An 18,304-nucleotide genomic window follows, 5' to 3' on the forward strand; every position below is an offset into this window, starting at 1 on the left:
GAATCCCTTCAGGTCAAGATCATGCCTGCCGAAGTTCAGACCGCATCCGAAAGGACGACCATGGAGCCGGGCACCGCGCGCGCGCTCTGGCCGACCTTCCTGCGCCGGACGCTGGCCGAGGAAACGCTGGCGCCGCCGCCTGGCACGGCTATGCCGCGTCCAACTGCTCCGACAGTTGCAGCCATTCCTCCTCCAGCGCCGCGGTCTGGCGGCCGATGACCACCTGGCGGGTGGTGGCCCAGGCGATGTCCTCCGCCTTGCGCCTGGCGTAGGTCTCCGGATCGGCCAGCCGCTTCTCGATCAGCTTCGCCTCCAGCGCCAGCTTCTCGATCTGCTTCTCGATCTCCTTCAGCCGGGTGCGCATCGGCGCCAGCGCGGCGCGGGATGCCGCGGTGCGGCGGCGTTCCGGCGGGCCCTTGCCGCCGCCGGCATCCGCTTCCGCCGCCCGTCCCGGGGCGCGGGCGCGGTCCGCCAGCAGGGTGCGGTATTCATCCATGTCGCCGTCGAAGCTGCGCACCCGGCCATCCGCCACCAGCCAAAGCCGGTCCGCCACCAGCTCCACCAGATGCGGGTCGTGGGTGATCAGCAGCACGGCCCCCTGGTAGTCCGCCAGCGCGCGCACCAGCGCCTCCCGCGCATCGATGTCCAGGTGGTTGGTCGGCTCGTCCAGGATCAGCAATTGCGGCGCGTCCCGCGTGCACAGCGCCAGCAGCAGCCGCGCCTTCTCGCCGCCCGAGCAATTGGCGATGCGCGTCTCGGCGCGTTCCACCGTCAGGCCGAAGCGCGCCAGCTGGCTGCGGCACTGGCTGACGGTGGCATTGGGCAGCGCCGCCTGCATATGCGTCAGCGGCGTGCCGGAGGCGTCCAGATCCTCCGACTGGTGCTGCGCGAAGAAGCCGACGCGCAGCCGCGGCGCCCGCTTCACCGTGCCGCGAGAGGGACCAAGCCGGCCGGCCAGCAGCTTGGCCAGGGTCGACTTGCCGTTGCCATTGGCGCCGAGCAGCGCGATGCGGTCGTCCTGGTCGATCCGCAGGTCCAGGCCCCTGAGGATCGGCGCGCCGCCATAGCCCACATCCACCTGCTCCAGCGCCAGCACGGGCGGCGCCAGCTCCTCCGGCTCCGGGAAGGCGAAGGTGGTGGAGGCATCCTCGATCACCGCATCCAGCACCGGCAGCTTCTCCAGCGCCTTGATGCGGGACTGCGCCTGCTTCGCCTTGCTGGCCTTGGCGCGGAAGCGGTCGACGAAGGCCTGCATGTGGGCGCGCTGGGCGGCGATCTTGCCGCGCTGCGCCTCCACCTGCGCCGCGCGTTCGGTCCGCACGCGGACGAAGCGCTCGTAATTGCCCGGGTAGTACAGGATCTTGCCGCGATCGAGATGCGCGATGCCGTCCACCGCCCGGTCCAGCAGCCCGCGATCATGGCTGACGATGATGGCGGCGCCGGCGAAGCGGGAAAGCCAGCCCTCCAGCCACAGCGTGGCTTCCAGGTCGAGGTGGTTGGTCGGCTCGTCCAGCAGCAGCAGGTCCGGCTCCAGGAACAGCGCCCGGGCCAGCGCCACGCGCATCCGCCAGCCGCCGGAGTAGGAGGATAGCGGCCGCGCCTGCGCCTCCGCATCGAAGCCGAGGCCGGCGAGGACCGTCGCCGCGCGGGCCGGCGCGGCATCGGCCTGGATCGCCATCAGCCGCTCATGGATCTCCGCCGCGCGATGCGCCTGGTCGTCGCGCTCCAGCGCCGCCAGCAGCTGGGCGCGTTCCGTATCCGCCTCCAGCACCGCCTCCAGCAGGCTGGACTCGCCGCCCGGCGCCTCCTGCGCGACCACGCCCATGCGGGCGCGGGCGGCCAGGCGGATCTCCCCGCCATCCGGGATCAGTTCCCTGGTGATCGCCTTGAGCAGGGTGGACTTGCCCGCGCCGTTGCGCCCCACCAGGCCAAGCTTGTGGCCGGTGTCGAGCGTCAGCTCGGCGCCGTTGAGAAGCTCCCGCCCGCCGAAGCGGATGGTGAGGTCGCGGATGAGGAGGACCGTCATGGAGAGCTTCATAGCCGGGCTTTCCCCGGCGGCGTAGGGGCCTCACTCTGTGCGGGTGCTCACGCCTGGAGGCGAGACCCCCATGGAGAACCCGATGGACGACGAAACCTTCATGCGCCGCGCGATCGCGCTCTCGGCCCAGGCCGCCGCCACCCCCGGCGCGCAGCCCTTCGGCGCCGTGGTGGTGAAGGATGGCGCGGTGGTGGGGGAGGGGTTCAACCAGGCGCTCGGCAAGCTCGACCCCACCTCGCATGGCGAGACGGAAGCGATGCGCGATGCCTGCAACCGGCTTGGCACGCTGGACCTCAGCGGCTGCACCGTCTTCACCTCCTGCGAGCCCTGCGCGCTGTGTGTGGCCGCGATGCAGATCGCGAAGGTGGACTCGGTGGTCTATGCCGCGGCCATGGCCGACAGCGCCCGCGTGCTGGCCGGGGTCGGGCCGGCGCGCCGCGTGCGGGTGGACAGCGCGGCGCTGCGGCTGGAGACCTCCGCGCCCATCGGCACGCATCGGATGAAGGCGCGCCGCGCGCTGGTGGCGGAAGCGGTGGGGGTGCTGGAGGCCTGGGCGGCACGGCCCTGAACCGGCGCGCCACCGCGCCGTAACCGGCGCGACCCTTGCGCCACGGCCCATCCCCGCCTATCCGGCGCGCCATCAACCAAGGATCATGCCCATGGCCATCGAGCGCACCTTCAGCATCCTCAAGCCGGACGCCACGCGGCGCAACCTGACCGGCAAGATCAACGCCGTGTTCGAGGATGCCGGCCTGCGCATCGTCGCGCAGAAGCGCATCCAGATGTCCCGCGCCCAGGCCGAGGCCTTCTACGGCGTGCACCGTGAGCGCGGCTTCTTCAACGACCTGGTCAGCTTCATGATCTCCGGCCCGGTCGTCGTGCAGGTGCTGGAAGGCGAGAATGCCGTGGCCAGGCACCGCGAAGTCATGGGCGCCACCAACCCGGCCAATGCCGCGGAAGGCACCGTGCGCAAGATGTTCGCCGAGAGCATCGAGGCCAACAGCGTCCACGGCTCCGACAGCCCGGAGAACGCCGCGATCGAGATCGCCTACTTCTTCGCCGGCACCGAGATCGTCGGCTGAACTGACGAAGGCCGACCGCCACGGAGGGGCGAACCCCTTCCGCGGCGGGATGAAGCCGGGGCAGGGGGCCGGGCGCCCCCCGCGCCGTGCTCAGACCAGGAAGATCGCCATCAGCGCCAGAAGCGCCGCGGTCACCCCGATCGCCCATTTCGTGGCGCCCATGAAGCCGGCGTAGAGCGCCTGGCGCTCCGCCATGATGTCCTCGGCCTTCACTTCCACCATTTCGTAGGTCGGCGCCTGCTCGGCCATGGCTGTTCCATCCGCATCCAAACTCAGTCGCCGCTTGTAGAAAGCGGCGCGGCCAGCGGCAAGGGGTTGGCCAGCGCGCCGGCCGCCGCCGGCGCCGCAATCCGCGCCACCTCGCCCTCCACCGCCACCTGCCCGGCGGCCAGCCAGGCCAGCGCGGCGGGATACAGGCGGTGTTCCTGCGCCAGCACCCGCGCGGCGAGGCTGCCGGCATCGTCACCCGGCAGCACCGGCACGGCGGCCTGGGCCAGGATCGGCCCCTCATCCACCCCCGGCCGCACCAGGTGCACCGTGCAGCCATGCAGCCGCACGCCTGCCGCCAGCGCCCGCGCATGGGTGTCCAGCCCGCGGAAGGACGGCAGCAGGGAAGGGTGGACGTTGATCATCCGGTCCCGCCAGGCCGCGCAGAAGCCTTCCGTCAGCACCCGCATGAAGCCGGCCAGCGCCACCAGGCCGATCTCGTGGCGCACCAGCTCCGCCATCATCGCCGCCTCGAACGCCGCCCGGTCGCCCTTGAAGGCGCGGCTTTCCACCACGGCGGTGGGCACCCCGGCGGCCCGGGCCACCGCCAGCCCCGCGGCATCGGCGCGATTCGACAGCACCAGCGCCACCTCGGCCGGATAGGCCGGGTCGGCGGCGGCGTGCAGCAGCGCCGCCATGTTGCTGCCGCGGCCGGAAATCAGGATGGCGGTGCGCGGCTTCATCCCGGCCAGCCGGCGCCGATTCCGTCGACCCGCACCGCGGCGCGGCCCTCGCCGGCTTCCAGCGTGCCGATGCGGAACACCGTCTCGCCATCCGCCTCCAGCATCGCCGTCGCCGCCTCCGCCTGCGCCGGGTCCACCACCAGCACCATGCCGAGCCCGCAATTGAACACCCGCAGCATCTCCTCGGCCGCCACGTTGCCGTGGCGCGCCAGCCAGGCGAAGACCGGCGGCAGGGTCCAGGCCCCGGCATCCAGCGCCGCCACCACGCCATCCGGCAGCACGCGCGGCAGGTTGCCGGGCAGGCCGCCGCCGGTGATGTGGGCCGCCGCCTTCACCAGCCCCGCCTTGTGCAGCGCCAGCACCGGCTTGACGTAAATGCGCGTCGGTACCAGCAGCGCCTCCGCCACGGACTGGCCCTGGGCGAAGGGCGCGGGCGCGGCCAGGCTCAGGTTGGTGCCTTCCAGGATGCGCCGCACCAGGGAGAAGCCGTTGGAGTGCACGCCGGAACTGGCCAGCCCCAGCAGCACGTCGCCGGGGCCCACATCCGGTCGCGGCAGCAGCGCGTCGCGTTCCGCCGCGCCCACGGTGAAGCCGGCCAGGTCGTAGTCGCCGCCCCTGTAGAGCCCCGGCATCTCCGCCGTCTCGCCACCCACCAGGGCGCAGCCGGCGATCCGGCAGCCTTCCGCGATGCCCCCCACCACGGAAGCGGCCTGCGCCACCTCCAGCTTGCCGGTGGCGAAGTAGTCCAGGAAGAACAGCGGCTCCGCCCCCTGCACCACCAGGTCGTTCACGCACATCGCCACCAGGTCCTGGCCGACGAAGCCGTGGATGCCGGAATCGATGGCGAGCTTCAGCTTGGTGCCGACGCCATCGGTGGAGGAGACCAGGATGGGGTCGCGGAAGCCCGCGGCCTTGAGGTCGAACAGCGCGCCGAAACCGCCGAGCCCGCCCATCGTTCCGGTCCGGTCGGTGCGGCGTGCCAGCGGCTTGATGGCCTCCACCAGCGCATCGCCGGCTTCGATATCCACCCCCGCGTCACGGTAGGTCAGGCTGGTCATGGCGGCCCCCGATCGGGTATTCGGCTGAGAATGGAAAAGGATGGTGCGATGCCGGTCAGCCTGCGGCCCGCCCCCATGTGCGGCATGATGAGGCGCGGAAACAACCACGCGGCCGGGTTCGCGGCAATGCGTGCCCTGGCGCTCGCGCTGATGCTGGCCTGCTCCGCCGCCGCCCTTGCGCAGACCGGCGAGGATCCGCTGGTGCAGCGCGGCGTGCCGGCCGAAGCCACGGCGGAGAGCGCGGTGCTGGCGCGCGAGCAGGCGCTGAACGCCGGGCAGCGCCTGGCCTATGAGCGCATGGCCGCGACCCTCGGGCTCAACCCCAACGCCTCCGCCGCGCAGATCGAATCCCTGGTGCGCTCCCTGGTCATCGAGTCGGAGCGGATCACCGCCCGCGCCTACACCGCCCGCATCACGGTGAACTTCAACCCGCAGCGGGTCGCCGCCGCCGGCGGCCGGCTGCCCGCCGCGCCCGATGCCGCGCCGGCGGCCCCTGGCGCGCCGGCCCCGCCGGCTGCCGCCACCGGCCCGGCGGTCACCACCGTGGACGCGATGGCCAGCTACCGCAGCTTTGGCGAATGGGTGGAGATCACCCGCCGCCTGGGCTCTGCGGCGCCGGTGGCGCGGGTGGATGTGCTGACCGTGGCCGGCGACCGCGCCCGGCTGCGCCTGGCGCTGCGCAGCCCGGCGCCGGATGCGGCGCAGGAACTGGCGGCCGGCGGCCTGTCTCTCAGCCCTGCCCAGCCGGGCCCGCCCGACCCGCGCTTCGGCACGCCCCGTCCTGGCGAAGGATGGCGCCTCAGCCTTGCCGGGGCGCGCTGACCCGAAGCCGGCCGGTGACGGGGGCGGGGATACGCCGCCCGATGCCGGCCTGTTCACCCTGCCCAACGCCATCACCTTCGCCCGGCTCTGCGCCGTGCCGGGGGCGATCTGGCTGATGCTGCAGGCGCGGCTCGACCTCGCCTTCTGGGTCTTCGTCGCCGCCGGCATCTCGGACGGGCTGGATGGCTGGCTGGCGCGGGTGCGCAACAGCCGCTCCGCCCTCGGGGCGCTGATGGACCCGGCGGCGGACAAGGCGCTGCTGGTGTCCGTCTACATCACGCTGGCCGTGCTCGGCGTGCTGCCGGACTGGCTGGCCATCCTGGTGGTGTTCCGCGACCTGGTGATCGTCGGCGGGGTGCTGGTGCTGTACATGCTGGGGCTGCGGCCCTTCCTGCAGCCGCTGTTCATCTCCAAGCTCAACACCGCGGCGCAGATCGTGCTGGCGGCAGGCGCGCTGCTGCAGGCGGGCTACGGGCTGGGCCCGGCCTGGGCGCTGCAGGCCGGCATCGCGGTCGTCACCGCCACCACGCTCGCCTCCGGCGGGCTGTATGTCGTGCAGGCGGCGCGGCGGCGATGAGCGGCCGGCCACCCGCCCTGCCGCCCGCGGTGCCGCCGCCGAAGGGCCCGCTGCCGCCGCCGCGCCCGCCCGCCATCCAGCCGCTGCCGCCGCCGGTGCAGCCCGGCCGGCGTGCGACGCGCGGGGAGCGCTGGGCGCTGGTGGCCGGCGGGCTGGCCACGCTGCTGTTCTGCATCTGGCTGTTCTCCGCCATCCTGACGCCCTTCGTCCTGGCTGCCTGCATCGCCTATTTCCTGGACCCGCCGACCACCCGCCTGGCGCGGCTGGGCGTGCCGCGGGCGGTGGCCGCCTTCCTGCTGGTGCTGGGGCTGACGGCGCTGGCGCTGCTCGCCATGCTGCTGCTGTACCCGCTGCTGGTGGCGCAGATCGGCGTGCTGGTGGTGCGCACCCCGGCCTATGTCACCGGCATCGGCCAGGCGGTGCGCCAGGCGCTGGAAGCCGCGCAGAACGCCTTCGGGCCGGAGGTGGTGGACGCCCAGCTGCGCGACCTGGTGATCGGCCAGGCGGGGCAGGTGGTCACCTTCCTCGGCACCGCCGTGGCCCGGCTGATCGGCGGCGGCGTGGCGCTGTTCAATGTCTTCGCGCTGCTGGTGGTGACGCCGATCGTCGGCTTCTACCTGCTGCGCGACTGGCAGCGGATGATGGCGCGGATCGAAAGCTGGCTGCCGCGGCGTTCCGCCCAGGTGCTGCGGCAACTGGCACATGACACGGACCGCGTGCTGTCCGCCTGGCTGCGCGGCCAGCTGCTGTGCTGCGCCATCCTGGCCGCCTTCTATGCCGCGGGGCTGTCGGCGGTGGGGCTGGAGCTGGGGCTGACGGTGGGGCTGATGGCCGGGCTGCTCTCCTTCATCCCCTATGTCGGCTCCATGACCGGCTTCGTCACCGCCGTGGTGCTGGCCATGGCGCAGTTCGGCACCTGGAACGAGGTCGGGCTGGTGGTTGCCGTCTTCGTGGTGGGGCAGGTGGTGGAGGGCTACGTCATCTACCCCCGCCTGCTGGGCGACAGGGTGGAGCTGCATGCGGTGTGGGTGATCTTCGCCCTGTTCGCCGGCGGCGTCGCCTTCGGCTTCCTCGGCGTGCTGCTGGCGGTGCCGATGGCCGCCGCCATCGGCGTGCTGGCCCGCTTCTGGCTGCGCCGCTACCTGGAAAGCCCGCTCTACCTGGACCCGCCGCGGACGGGGAGCGGCAGCTGAGCCGGGCGGGCCGAACCGCCGGGACCCGGCCGCCGGAGACGGCCCGGGGGAGCAGGCCCGGCGGATCAGCCCCGCCGTCGCGTCCCGGCATTCGCGCTGCCGCCGGGCTTCCGCTATGCCGGGGCGGCCATGTCGCCGCACCCCGTCCAGCTGTCCCTGCCGCTGCCGCCGCTGCCCTCCGCGGATGCCGCGGATCTGGTGCCGGATGCCTCCAACGCCGCGGCGCTCGCCTGGCTGGAGAGGCCGGGCGACTGGCCGCAGCGCCGCCTGGCGCTGCATGGGCCGGAGGGGGTGGGCAAGTCGCACATGCTGCACGCCACCGCGAAGCGCCATGGCTGGCGCCTGTTGCAGGGGCCGGGGCTGGTGATGGAGGCGGCGCTGGCCGAAGCCGCCGGCACCGCGCTGGACCGCGCCGATGCGGCGCCGGAGGTGGCGCTGTTCCACCTGATCAACCAGGCCGCCGCCAGCGGCGCGCCGCTGCTGCTGGCCGCCCGCGCGCCGCCCGCCCGCTGGGCCACGGCGCTGCCCGACCTCGCCAGCCGCCTGCGCGCCACCCAGGCGGTGGCCATCGCCCGGCCGGAGGCGCCGCTGCTGGCGGCGCTGCTGGCCAAGCACATCGCCGACCGGCAGTTGCGGGTGGAGCCCGGGGTGCAGGCCTTCCTGCTGGCCCGCCTGCCGCGTGAGGCCGCGGCCATCGCCGCGGCGGTGGCCGCGCTCGATGCCGCCTCGCTCGCCGGCGGCGGCGCCATCACCCGGCCTTTCGCCCGCCAGGTCCTGGCCCTGCAGGTCCGGGAGGATCCCGGCGCGGATGATCCTTCGGCGACGGCGCCGCAAACCGCCTCCCCCACCCGGCCCGCGCCGGGCTAGGCTGCGCGGATGGAAACGTTGCCCCCGCCCCAGGAAGCGCCCGCCCCGCCCGTGCCGAAGCCCGCCCGTCCGGAGCCACCGCGCCCGCCCGCCATCGCGCCGGACAGCCCGGCGCGCTTCATCAACCGCGAACTATCCTGGCTCGCCTTCAACACCCGCGTGCTGGAGGAAGCCGCCAACCGCCGCCACCCGCTGCTGGAGCGGCTGCGCTTCGTGGCGATCTCCGCCTCCAACCTGGATGAGTTCTATTCGGTGCGCGTGGCGGGCCTGATCGGCCAGGAACGCGCCGGCATCACCGCCGCCTCGCCCGATGGCCTGACCCCGAGCCAGCAGCTCGCCGCCGTGAACACCGCCGCGCAGGCGCTGATCGAGGGCCAGCAGGCCGCCTGGCACGAGCTGCGCGGGCTGCTGGACGGCGCCGGCGTGACGGTGTGCGACATCAAGGACCTGACGGAAGCCGACCGCAGCTGGCTGGAAGGCTGGTTCATGGACCGGGTCTTCGCCGTGCTCACCCCGCTGGCGGTGGACCCGGCGCACCCCTTCCCCTTCATCGCCAACCTGGCGCTGTGCATGGTCCTGAAACTGGTGCGGGAGGAGGATGGCGGCACCATGCGCGCCCTGCTGCCCCTGCCGCCCCAGATCGAGCGCTTCATCCGCCTGCCGGCAGACCCAGACCAGCGCGGCCGCATCCGCTTCGTGATGCTGGAGGACCTGATCGTCCTGTTCCTGCACCGCCTGTTCCCCGGCTTCATCGCCGCCGAACACGGCCTGTTCCGCCTGATCCGCGACACCGACGTGGAGTTCGAGGAGGAGGCGGAGGACCTCGTCCGCTCCTATGAGACCGCATTGAAGCGCCGCCGCCGCGGCCGCGCCATCCTGCTGACCGTCGATGTGCGCATGGCCGCGGACATGGTGGATCTGGTGGCGGAGGAGCTGGATTCGGACCGCGCCGGGGTGGTGAAGGTGGACGGGCTGCTCGGCATCGCCGACATCCGCCAGCTGATCGTGGATGACCGGCCCGACCTGCTGTTCACCCCCTACACGCCGCGTTTCCCCGAACGCATCCTGGATTTCGGCGGCGACTGCTTCGCCGCCATCGCCGCCAAGGACATCGTCGTCCACCACCCGTATGAGAGCTTCGACGTGGTGGTGCAGTTCCTGCGCCAGGCGGCGCGCGACCCGAACGTGGTCGCCATCAAGCAGACGCTGTACCGCACCTCCCGCGACAGCCCGATCGCCCGCGCCCTGATCGAGGCGGCGGAGGCCGGAAAATCCGTCACCGGCATCGTCGAGATCAAGGCCCGCTTCGACGAGGAACGGAACATCGCCTTGGCGCGGGAGCTGGAGGCCGCTGGCGTGCAGGTGGTGTTCGGCTTCGTCGAGCTGAAGACCCACGCCAAGGTATCCCTGGTGGTCCGTCGCGAACGCGACATCCTGCGCAGCTACGCGCATTTCGGCACCGGCAACTACCACCCGATCACGGCCCGCATCTACACCGACCTCTCCTTCTTCACCGCCGATCCGGCGCTGACCCGCGATGCCGCCAAGCTGTTCAACTACATGACCGGCTATGCCCGGCCGGAGACGATGGAAGGCCTGGCCTTCGCCCCGCTCACCATCCGCCCCGCCCTGCTCGGCCTGATCGAGCGCGAGATCGCCTTCGCGCAGGAAGGCAAACCGGCCGGCATCTGGCTCAAGATGAACTCCCTGGTGGATGAGCAGATCATCGACGCGCTCTATCGCGCCAGCCAGGCCGGGGTGCGGGTGGAATGCGTGGTGCGCGGCATCTGCTGCCTGCGCCCCGGCATCCCCGGCCTGTCCGAGCACATCCGGGTGAAGTCCATCGTCGGCCGCTTCCTGGAGCACAGCCGCGTCTATGTCTTCGGCAACGGCCACCGCCTGCCATCCCGCCGCGCCCGCGTCTTCATCAGCAGCGCCGACCTGATGGCGCGCAACATGGACTGGCGGGTGGAGACGATGGTGCCGATCGAGAATCCCACCGTGCACACCCAGATCCTGGACCAGGTGATGGCGGTGAACCTGCAGGACACGCTGCAAAGCTGGCACCTGAAGCCCGATGGCACCTATCGCCGCCACGCGACCGGTGGCAAATCAGGCGCCACGAAGCCGGTCTCGGCGCATGAGTACTTCATGACCAACCCCTCGCTCTCCGGCCGCGGCAGTGCGCTGCAGCGGCAGGCGGGCCCTGCCCGGCGCCGGCAGGACCGCGTGTTGCAGGACTAGCCCCCCGTTTTGGACCTCCCCCTTTCCTCCATGCCCCGCACCCGCATCACCGAGCCGCCGCCGCGCCTGGCGGTGGTCGACCTCGGCTCCAACTCCGTCCGGCTGGTGGTGTTCGAGGGCCTGTCCCGCAACCCGCTGACCATCTTCAATGAGAAGGCGGTGCTCGGCCTCGGTCGCGGCCTGCAGAACACCGGCCTGCTGAACGAGGCCGCGATCGGCCCGGCGCTCACCGTGATGGGCCGCTACGCCGCCGTCGCCCGCGCCATGGGGGCGGAGACGGTGGAGGTGGTGGCCACCGCCGCGGCGCGGGATGCGGAGAACGGCCCGGACTTCATCGCCGCCCTGCGGGACCGCCACCCGGACATGCCGGTGCGCGTGCTGACGGGGGAGGAGGAGGCCAACCTCTCCGCCGATGGCGTGCTGCTGGGCTTCCCGGACGCCGACGGCATCCTGGGCGACCTCGGCGGCGGCTCGCTGGAGGTGGTGGAACTGGACCGCGGCCGCGCCGGGGCCGCCGCCTCGCTGCCCATCGGCGCCATCCGCCTGGCCGACCGCGCCGGCGGCGACCCGGCGCGCGCCCGCGCCATCGTCGAGGCGGACCTGGCCCGCGTGCCCTGGCTGAAGCGCGGCGAGGGGCGGGACCTCTACCTGGTGGGCGGCGCCTGGCGGGCCCTGGCGCGGATGCACATCGCCCAGACCGACTACCCGCTCTCCATCGTCCACCACTACGTGCTGCGGCGGGAGGAGGCGCGGGACCTCGCCGGGGTCGTGGCGAAATCCGAACGGCGGATGCTGGAACGCATGCCCGGCGCCCCGGCCAAGCGGCTGGGGGACATGCCCTTTGCCGCCGTGGTGCTGCGCCGCCTGCTGCGCGCCACCGGCGCCCGCCGCGTGGTGTTTTCCGCCAACGGGCTGCGGGAGGGCTGGTATGCCCGCCTGCTGCCGGAAGCGGTGCGCCGCGCCGACCCGATGCTGGAAGCCGGCCGCGACCTGGCGCTGCGCTGGGGCCGCGACCCGGACCTGCCCACGGCCCTGCAGGCCTGGACCGCCCCGCTGTTCGAGGCCGAGCCCCCGGACCAGGCGGCGCTGCGGGAGGCGTGCTGCTGGATCGCCGATATCGGCAGCCACGACCACCCGGACTACCGCGCCGAACAGGCCTTTTTCCGGGTTCTGCGCCAGCCCGGCGTGGGGCTGGACCACCACCAGCGCGCCTTCCTGGCCCTGGTGGTGGCGCTGCGCTACGAGGCCGAGCCGCTCGCCCCCTGCCTGGCCACGGCGCGATCCCTGCTGGACGCCACGGCGGTGAAGCGGGCGGAGGCACTCGGCGCCGCGCTGCGCCTGGCCTTCACCCTCTCGGGCGGCACCCCCATCCTGCTGGCCGGCACCGCGCTGCACCGGCGGGGGGAGGAGCTGGTGCTGCGCCTGGTGGAAGGCAGCGGCGTCTTCGCCGGCGAAAGCGTGCAGCGGCGGCTCGACGTGCTGGCGGCCGCGCTGGGGCTGGTGGCGAGTGTGGAGGTGGCGGCGGTCTGAGGCCAAAAGCCCTCTCCCCCCAGCGGGGGGAGAGGGTTGGGGGAGGGTGGCGACGCTGCCGGCCCAGGGAATGTCGCGCCCCAGAACCCCATGCCGCCTCAGCCCACTCTGGTTGCCTGACCCTCTTCCCACCGGACGGCGCTGTGGCGCCGCCCGGCCGGGTTCGGGCTCGATCGATATCGGAAATGGCCCCGCGCCGCACAGGGCGCCGCGGGGCGGGGCGGCATCTCAGACCGGGTTGATCGGCGTGATCTTCGTCCCGTTGATGGACAGCGACGCCATCAGCCCCTGCTGCCCGAAGGTCACCGCATAGACCGGCTCGCGCAGCGTCGTGCTCGTCACATTCGCCTGCAGGCCGCGGTCCAGCGCCACCACGGAAGGCCCGGTGCCGATCTCCCAGCCATTGGCGGCCTGCAGCGCGCGCAGCGCCTCGTCCGTCATGAAGAACATCGCCAGCCCCGCCACCTGCGCCCCGGCCAGCAGGCCGAAGGACGCGCCGGCGATCTGGTAGAACCCCTGGCGTTCATTGCCGCGGAACAGGATGCCCTCGCCATACTGCCCGCCGACGATCAGCCCGCCGCTGACGATGCGGGGGAAGATCAGCATGGCCTTGGCGTTGTCGAACAGCGGCGCCAGGCCCGGCTGGCTGCGCAGCAGCCCCAGCGCGGACTCCACATTGGCGGCGATCTCGGCCCGCGTCGCGGCATGGGCGACGACGGGCAGGGTGGACAGCAGGCTGCCCCCGGTCATGGCCAGGGCGGCGTGGCGGGCGAGGGTCCGGCGATCGATCGGCATGGTCTGGTGTCTCCGCATCGGTGGATGCGGCCGGAACGCGGCGTCGCCACCGCGGTTGCAGACTGCCACGCGGCTTTCACGCCGCCGCCTTGCCCTGGGCGCGTTCAGGCCTGGATCAGCCGCACCCGCCGCCCATCGACGCCCAGCGCCACGCGCCCGGCGCGCAGATCCAGCGCCGCGGCGCCGAACACCTCCCGCCGCCAGCCCTGCAGCGCGGCCAGTTCCGTCTCCCCGGCCGCCAGCCGCTCCAACTCCTCGGCATTGGCCAGCAGGCGGGGCGCCACCTGGTGTTCCTCGCTCTTCGCCGCCAGCAGCACCTTCAGCAGCGCCACCAGGGCGGGGGAGGGGTTGGCGCCGTTCGCACGCTCCTTCGGCGCGTCCGGCAGCGCCTCCTCCGGCAGTGCCTTCGCCGCCTCGATGGCCGCGAGGAGGGAGACGCCGGACTTGCCCTTGGCGAAGCCCTCGCTGATGCCGCGGGCGCGCGCCAGCTCGGTGATGCTGTCCGGCGCGGTGGCGGCAATCTCCAGCAGCGTCTCGTCCTTCACCAGCCGCTGGCGGGGGATGTTCACCCGCTGCGCCTCGCGCTCCCGCCACGCCGCGGCGGCGCGCAGCAGGCTGAGGAAGCGGCGGTTGCTGGTGCGCGGGCGCAACCGTTCCCAGGCGGTCTCGGGGTCCTGGCGATAGGTCGCGGGCTCGGCCAGCGCCGCCATCTCCTCCGCCACCCAGGCGCCGCGGCCTTCGCGTTCCAGCTTCCCGGTCAGCGCGGTGTAGATGCGGCGCAGATGCGTCACATCCGCCGCCGCATAGGCGATCTGCGCCGGGGACAGCGGCCGCGCCGCCCAGTCGCTGAAGCGGTGCGCCTTGTCGATCTGCGCATTGGCCAGCGACCGCGCCAGCTGGTCGTAGCTCACCTGATCGCCGAAGCCGGCAACCGTCGCGGCAATCTGCGTGTCGTAGATCGGCGTCGGCACCGCGCCGAAGCGCAGCAGGAAGATTTCCACATCCTGCCGGGCGGCGTGGAACACCTTCATCACCGCGGTGTCGGCCAGCAATTCGCCCAGCGAGTCCAGCTCGATCCCCGGGGCGAGCGCGTCCACCACCGCCACCTCGCGCTCCCCGGCCAGCTGCACCACGCACAGCTCCGGCCAGTAGGTGCGCTCCCGCATGAACTCCGTATCGACGGTGACGAAGCGCTCCGCGCGCAGCCGCGTGCACAGCGCGGCCAGGGCCTCGGTGTCGGTGATCAGGTAGGGCACCGCTTCGGCGCCCGCGTTGCGGCGGCTCATGCCCCGTCTGTAGCGCCCGGCGGGATTTGGCGAAAGGCGCGGCCTTGACATCGGGCGCCGGCTCGGGCGGTTTGACCCCTCTCAGAACCCCCGCAGGCCCTATATCATGCACGCCTACCGCACCCACCATTGCGGCGCGCTCCGCGCCGCCGACGCCGGCAAGACCGTTCGCCTCTCGGGCTGGGTGCACCGCAAGCGCGACCATGGCGGGCTGCTTTTCGTCGATCTGCGCGACCATCACGGGCTGACGCAATGCGTTGTCGCCCAGGGTTCGCCGAGTTTCGCGACACTGGACGGCGCCCGCCCCGAATCGGTGGTGACCGTGACCGGGGAGGTGGTGCCGCGCGAAGGGGCGACCATCAACCCGAAGCTGCCGACCGGCGCGATCGAGCTGCGGGTGCAGGCCGTCACCGTGCAATCCGCCGCCGAGGTGCTGCCCATCCAGGTGGCCGGGGAGCAGGAATTCCCCGAGGATCTGCGCCTGCGCTACCGCTTCATCGACCTGCGGCGCGAACGCCAGCACCGCAACCTGATGCTGCGCAGCGCGGTCATCGCCAGCATCCGCCGCCGCATGATCGACCAGGGATTCACCGAGTTCCAGACCCCGATCCTGACGGCCAGCAGCCCGGAAGGCGCGCGGGACTTCCTGGTGCCGGCGCGCAACCATCCCGGCAAGTTCTACGCCCTGCCGCAGGCGCCGCAGCAGTTCAAGCAGCTGGCGATGGTGGCCGGCTTCGACCGCTATTTCCAGATCGCCCCCTGCTTCCGCGACGAAGCCTCCCGCGCCGACCGCTCGCCCGGCGAATTTTACCAGCTCGACTTCGAGATGAGCTTCGTCACCCAGGAAGATGTCTTCGCCGCCATCGAGCCGGTCCTGGCCGGCGTCTTCGAGGAATTCGCCGATTTCTCCGGCACCAGGCGGTCGGTCACCCCGGCGCCCTTCCCGCGCATCCCCTATGACCAGTCCATGCTGGAATTCGGCTCCGACAAGCCGGATCTGCGCAACCCGATCCGCATCGCGGACGTGACCGAGCATTTCGCCGGCGGCGGCTTCGGGCTGTTCGCGCGCGCGGTGGACAAGGGCGCGGTGGTCCGCGCCATCCCGGCGCCGGGTGCCGCCGGCAACCCGCGCAGCTTCTTCGACAAGATGAACGAATGGGCCCGCGAACAGGGCGCCGGCGGCCTGGGCTACATCACCTTCGCCAACGGGGAGGCCGGCGGCCCGATCGCCAAGAACCTGCAGCCGGAGCGCGTGGCCGCGATCAAGGCCGCCTGCAGCCTGGCGGACGGCGACGCCGTGTTCTTCGCCGCCGACAAGGTGGACGCCGCCGCCAAGCTGGCCGGCCAGGCCCGCACGCGGCTCGGCCATGAACTCGGCCTGATCGAGAAGGATTCCTACCGGTTCTGCTGGGTCACCGACTTCCCCATGTATGAATTGAACGAGGATACCGGCCAGATCGACTTCAGCCACAACCCCTTCTCCATGCCGCAGGGGGAGCTGGAGGCGCTGAACACCATGGATCCGCTGCAGATCAAGGCCTACCAGTACGACATCGTCTGCAACGGCATCGAGCTTTCTTCCGGCGCCATCCGCAACCACCGCCCGGACATCATGCTCCGCGCCTTCGAGATCGCGGGCTACGGCGCCGATGTGGTGGAAGCGCGCTTCGGCGGCATGCTGAACGCCTTCCGCTACGGCGCCCCGCCCCATGGCGGCTCCGCCCCCGGCATCGACCGCATCGTCATGCTGCTTGCCGATGAGCCGAATATTCGTGAAGTCATTTTGTTTCCCATGAATCAGCAGGCGGAAGACCTGATGATGGGGGCGCCGGCGCCGGTGGACGCGGCGCGGCTCAAGGAACTTTCGATCAAGCTGGACCTGCCGCCGCCGAAAGGTGGTGCAGGTGGCGCCAAGGCTTCCTAGATGGGTCTGATCCCTGGGACCGGAGCCTTCATGCAGCCGAACCGTCGCCTGATCCAGTTTGCCGCCGCCTTCGCCCTGTTCGCGCTGCCGGCCGCGGCGGCGGAGCCGGTGACCGCGGGGCCGCGCGCCGGCCTGCCGGAGGCGGCGCTTTCGGCCGGCATCGCCCGCATGGCGTCGCACCGCGCGGCCTATCGGCTGGACCTGGGCGAGGCGCGGAATTCGGGCATCGGCGCGGTGCGCGGCGCCATGGTGTTCGACATCGCCGATGCCTGCGAGGGCTGGGCCACCCGCCAGCGCATGACCATGACGGTGACGGACCGCGAGGGGCAGGAGATCGAGACCGTCTCCGACTATGCGACCTATGAGGCGAAGGACAATTCCAGCCTCCGCTTCTCCCTGACCCAATCCACCCAGGGCGCCGTCAGCCAGCGCGTCTCGGGCGAGGCGTCGCTGCAGCCGGATGGGTCCGGCACGGTCCGCTTCTCCGAACCGGCGGGGCAGGAGGAGACGCTGCCCCCCGGCACGCTGCTGCCGATGCGCCACACCGTGCTGGCGGTGGAAGCCGCCCGCGCCGGCCGCCGCATCCTGGCGGCGCCGCTGTTCGACGGCACGACGGATGAGGGCGCGCAGGACACCACCACGGTGGTGACGGCCTGGACCGCCGGGGCCCCCAATCCGCGCTTCCCGTTGCTGGACGGCCAGGCCGCCGGCCAGATGCGCATCGCCTTCTTCGAGCGCGGCGCAGCGGCCTCCGGCGGCGCCTCGCAGCCGGAATACGAGGTGGGGCTGCGCTATTTCGACAATGGCGTGGCGGATGAGATCGTGATGGATTTCGGCGACTTCTCCGTCACCGGCCAGGCCCTGGAACTGACGCCGCTGCCCGGGGGCTGCTGAGCCCCCGGCCTTCTGGCGGGCACGGGCGCTGAGGCCCCCGCTTCAGGCGGTGCGGAACAACCCGGCAATCTCCGCCCGGTCCCGGGTGCGGGTCAGCGCCAGCATCAGCAGGATGCGCGCCTTCTGCGGGTTCAGGTTGTCGGCATTGATGAAGCCTTCCTCGCCATAGCGGCGGGTCGGGAAGGTGCGGCCGGATCCGGCGCGGGAGGACAGCACCACGGCGCAGCCATGCACGATCGCCTCCGCCATCGCCGTGCGCTCCGCCGGGGTGACGAAGCCCGGGGCCAGGCCGGCCGCCACCAGCCCGGCCGCGCCGGCGGCCAGGAAGGCATGCACCGCGACGCCATCGCCCCCCGCCACGGAATAGACCACGTCGACTCGCGGCGCGCGCTCCTGCCCCAGGATGTCGAAGCGGCCTGCCACCGGCAGCAGGCGCGTCGGGCGGCGCCAATGGCTGATGCGGTCGGCATCCACATGCCCCAGCACGCCGACATCCGGGCTGCGGAAGGTCTGCAGCCGCCCGGTGGAGGTCTTCGTCACCTCCCGCGCCGCATGCACCTCGTCATTCAGCACCACCAGCACGCCCAGCCCGCGGGAAGCCGGGTCGCCCGCCACGCGCACCGCCGCCACCAGGTTCATCGCCGCGTCGCTGGACAGGCCGGTGAAGGGCCGCTGCGCGCCGGTGACCACCACGGGCAGGTCGGTGGGCAGGGTCAGCGACAGCAGGTAGGCGGTTTCCTCCAGCGTCGCCGTGCCATGCGTCACCACCACCCCGGCCAGGTCGGGGTGCTGCGCCTCCAGCTCGACGATCTTCGCCACCAGGGCGCGCCATTCCGCCCAGCCGATGGCGGTGGAGGGGATGGCGGTGAAGGGCACCGCGATCACCTCCGCCACCCGCGCCAGATCCGGCACCCCGGCCACCAGCTCGTCCGCCGTCAGGATCGGACGGCCGGAGGAGGCGTAGTCCTGCGTGTCCAGCGGGTGGAGCCCCTGGGAGGCGATGGTGCCGCCGGTGCCGATCACCGCGACTTTCGGCTTGGTCAT

The 18,304-nt window shown here is 72.3% G+C and carries 17 protein-coding genes; 10 read left to right on the forward strand and 7 right to left on the reverse strand.

All coding sequences use genetic code 11. The features are described 5' to 3' along the window. Nucleotides 1-148 precede the first annotated feature (148 nt). Entirely contained in the window at nucleotides 149-2,026 is a 1,878-nt protein-coding gene (locus HEQ75_RS13135) for an ABC-F family ATP-binding cassette domain-containing protein (RefSeq protein ID WP_168031190.1), read from the reverse strand. A 94-nt stretch (nucleotides 2,027-2,120) separates the two neighbouring features. Between HEQ75_RS13135 and HEQ75_RS13140 the strand changes: the two genes are divergently transcribed. Further along, nucleotides 2,121-2,606, forward strand: coding sequence for a nucleoside deaminase (locus HEQ75_RS13140; RefSeq protein WP_168031192.1), 486 nt, complete (start codon nucleotides 2,121-2,123; stop codon nucleotides 2,604-2,606). A gap of 91 nt (nucleotides 2,607-2,697) precedes the next feature. Further along, entirely contained in the window at nucleotides 2,698-3,120 is a 423-nt protein-coding gene (gene ndk / locus HEQ75_RS13145) for a nucleoside-diphosphate kinase (RefSeq protein WP_168031194.1), read from the forward strand. Nucleotides 3,121-3,210: 90 nt separating this feature from the next. On the opposite strand, the gene HEQ75_RS13150 is transcribed toward ndk, so the two are convergent. The 3 genes from HEQ75_RS13150 to purM are packed head-to-tail and all read right to left on the reverse strand — an operon-like array spanning nucleotide 3,211 to nucleotide 5,128. Continuing rightward, complete coding sequence (locus HEQ75_RS13150; protein ID WP_168031196.1) at nucleotides 3,211-3,369, reverse strand: aa3-type cytochrome c oxidase subunit IV; 159 nt, start codon at nucleotides 3,367-3,369, stop codon at nucleotides 3,211-3,213. A 23-nt stretch (nucleotides 3,370-3,392) separates the two neighbouring features. Next, entirely contained in the window at nucleotides 3,393-4,070 is a 678-nt protein-coding gene (gene purN / locus HEQ75_RS13155) for a phosphoribosylglycinamide formyltransferase (protein WP_168031198.1), read from the reverse strand. Beyond that, a complete protein-coding gene (gene purM, locus HEQ75_RS13160; protein ID WP_168031200.1) occupies nucleotides 4,067-5,128 on the reverse strand; it encodes a phosphoribosylformylglycinamidine cyclo-ligase in 1,062 nt (353 codons plus the stop codon). Before purM ends, purN begins: the two co-directional genes overlap by 4 nt. A gap of 126 nt (nucleotides 5,129-5,254) precedes the next feature. On the opposite strand from purM, the gene HEQ75_RS28260 reads away from it, so the two are divergent. The 6 genes from HEQ75_RS28260 to HEQ75_RS13185 all read left to right on the forward strand — a co-directional run bounded on the left by HEQ75_RS28260 (nucleotide 5,255) and on the right by HEQ75_RS13185 (nucleotide 12,361). Then, nucleotides 5,255-5,950: a hypothetical protein gene (locus tag HEQ75_RS28260; protein WP_235961574.1), complete on the forward strand. Its 696-nt coding sequence runs from the start codon at nucleotides 5,255-5,257 to the stop codon at nucleotides 5,948-5,950. Further along, nucleotides 5,934-6,527: a CDP-alcohol phosphatidyltransferase family protein gene (locus tag HEQ75_RS13165; protein ID WP_235961576.1), complete on the forward strand. Its 594-nt coding sequence runs from the start codon at nucleotides 5,934-5,936 to the stop codon at nucleotides 6,525-6,527. The genes HEQ75_RS28260 and HEQ75_RS13165 overlap by 17 nt, the downstream gene beginning before the upstream one ends. Next, a complete protein-coding gene (locus HEQ75_RS13170) occupies nucleotides 6,524-7,720 on the forward strand; it encodes an AI-2E family transporter (protein WP_168031205.1) in 1,197 nt (398 codons plus the stop codon). Before HEQ75_RS13165 ends, HEQ75_RS13170 begins: the two co-directional genes overlap by 4 nt. A 129-nt stretch (nucleotides 7,721-7,849) precedes the next feature. Continuing rightward, the gene (locus tag HEQ75_RS13175; RefSeq protein WP_168031207.1) at nucleotides 7,850-8,587 is read left to right on the forward strand and encodes an HdaA/DnaA family protein; all 738 of its coding nucleotides are present in this window, start codon (nucleotides 7,850-7,852) and stop codon (nucleotides 8,585-8,587) included. Between the two features lie 9 nt (nucleotides 8,588-8,596). Further along, nucleotides 8,597-10,831, forward strand: a complete 2,235-nt coding sequence (locus HEQ75_RS13180) for an RNA degradosome polyphosphate kinase (protein WP_168031209.1) — start codon at nucleotides 8,597-8,599, stop codon at nucleotides 10,829-10,831. 30 nt (nucleotides 10,832-10,861) lie between these two features. Then, on the forward strand, nucleotides 10,862-12,361 hold the full coding sequence (locus HEQ75_RS13185; protein WP_168031211.1) for a Ppx/GppA family phosphatase: 1,500 nt from the start codon (nucleotides 10,862-10,864) through the stop codon (nucleotides 12,359-12,361). A gap of 228 nt (nucleotides 12,362-12,589) precedes the next feature. On the opposite strand, the gene HEQ75_RS13190 is transcribed toward HEQ75_RS13185, so the two are convergent. Together HEQ75_RS13190 and rnd are read right to left on the reverse strand one after the other, a co-directional pair. Further along, entirely contained in the window at nucleotides 12,590-13,156 is a 567-nt protein-coding gene (locus HEQ75_RS13190) for a lipid-binding SYLF domain-containing protein (RefSeq protein ID WP_168031213.1), read from the reverse strand. 104 nt (nucleotides 13,157-13,260) lie between these two features. Beyond that, nucleotides 13,261-14,442: a ribonuclease D gene (gene rnd, locus HEQ75_RS13195; protein WP_168031215.1), complete on the reverse strand. Its 1,182-nt coding sequence runs from the start codon at nucleotides 14,440-14,442 to the stop codon at nucleotides 13,261-13,263. Nucleotides 14,443-14,548: 106 nt separating this feature from the next. Here rnd and aspS point away from each other — a divergent pair, with 106 nt between their 5' ends. Further along, nucleotides 14,549-16,366, forward strand: a complete 1,818-nt coding sequence (aspS, locus tag HEQ75_RS13200; RefSeq protein ID WP_168031217.1) for an aspartate--tRNA ligase — start codon at nucleotides 14,549-14,551, stop codon at nucleotides 16,364-16,366. A 30-nt stretch (nucleotides 16,367-16,396) separates the two neighbouring features. Next, entirely contained in the window at nucleotides 16,397-17,260 is an 864-nt protein-coding gene (locus HEQ75_RS13205) for an EipB family protein (RefSeq protein ID WP_235961580.1), read from the forward strand. A gap of 42 nt (nucleotides 17,261-17,302) precedes the next feature. Here HEQ75_RS13205 and HEQ75_RS13210 read toward each other — a convergent pair whose 3' ends face one another. Then, nucleotides 17,303-18,304: an asparaginase gene (locus HEQ75_RS13210; RefSeq protein WP_168031219.1), complete on the reverse strand. Its 1,002-nt coding sequence runs from the start codon at nucleotides 18,302-18,304 to the stop codon at nucleotides 17,303-17,305.

It is taken from the genome of Falsiroseomonas selenitidurans, from assembly GCF_012103215.1.
In the GTDB taxonomy this organism is placed as follows: Bacteria; Pseudomonadota; Alphaproteobacteria; order Acetobacterales; family Acetobacteraceae; genus Falsiroseomonas; species Falsiroseomonas selenitidurans.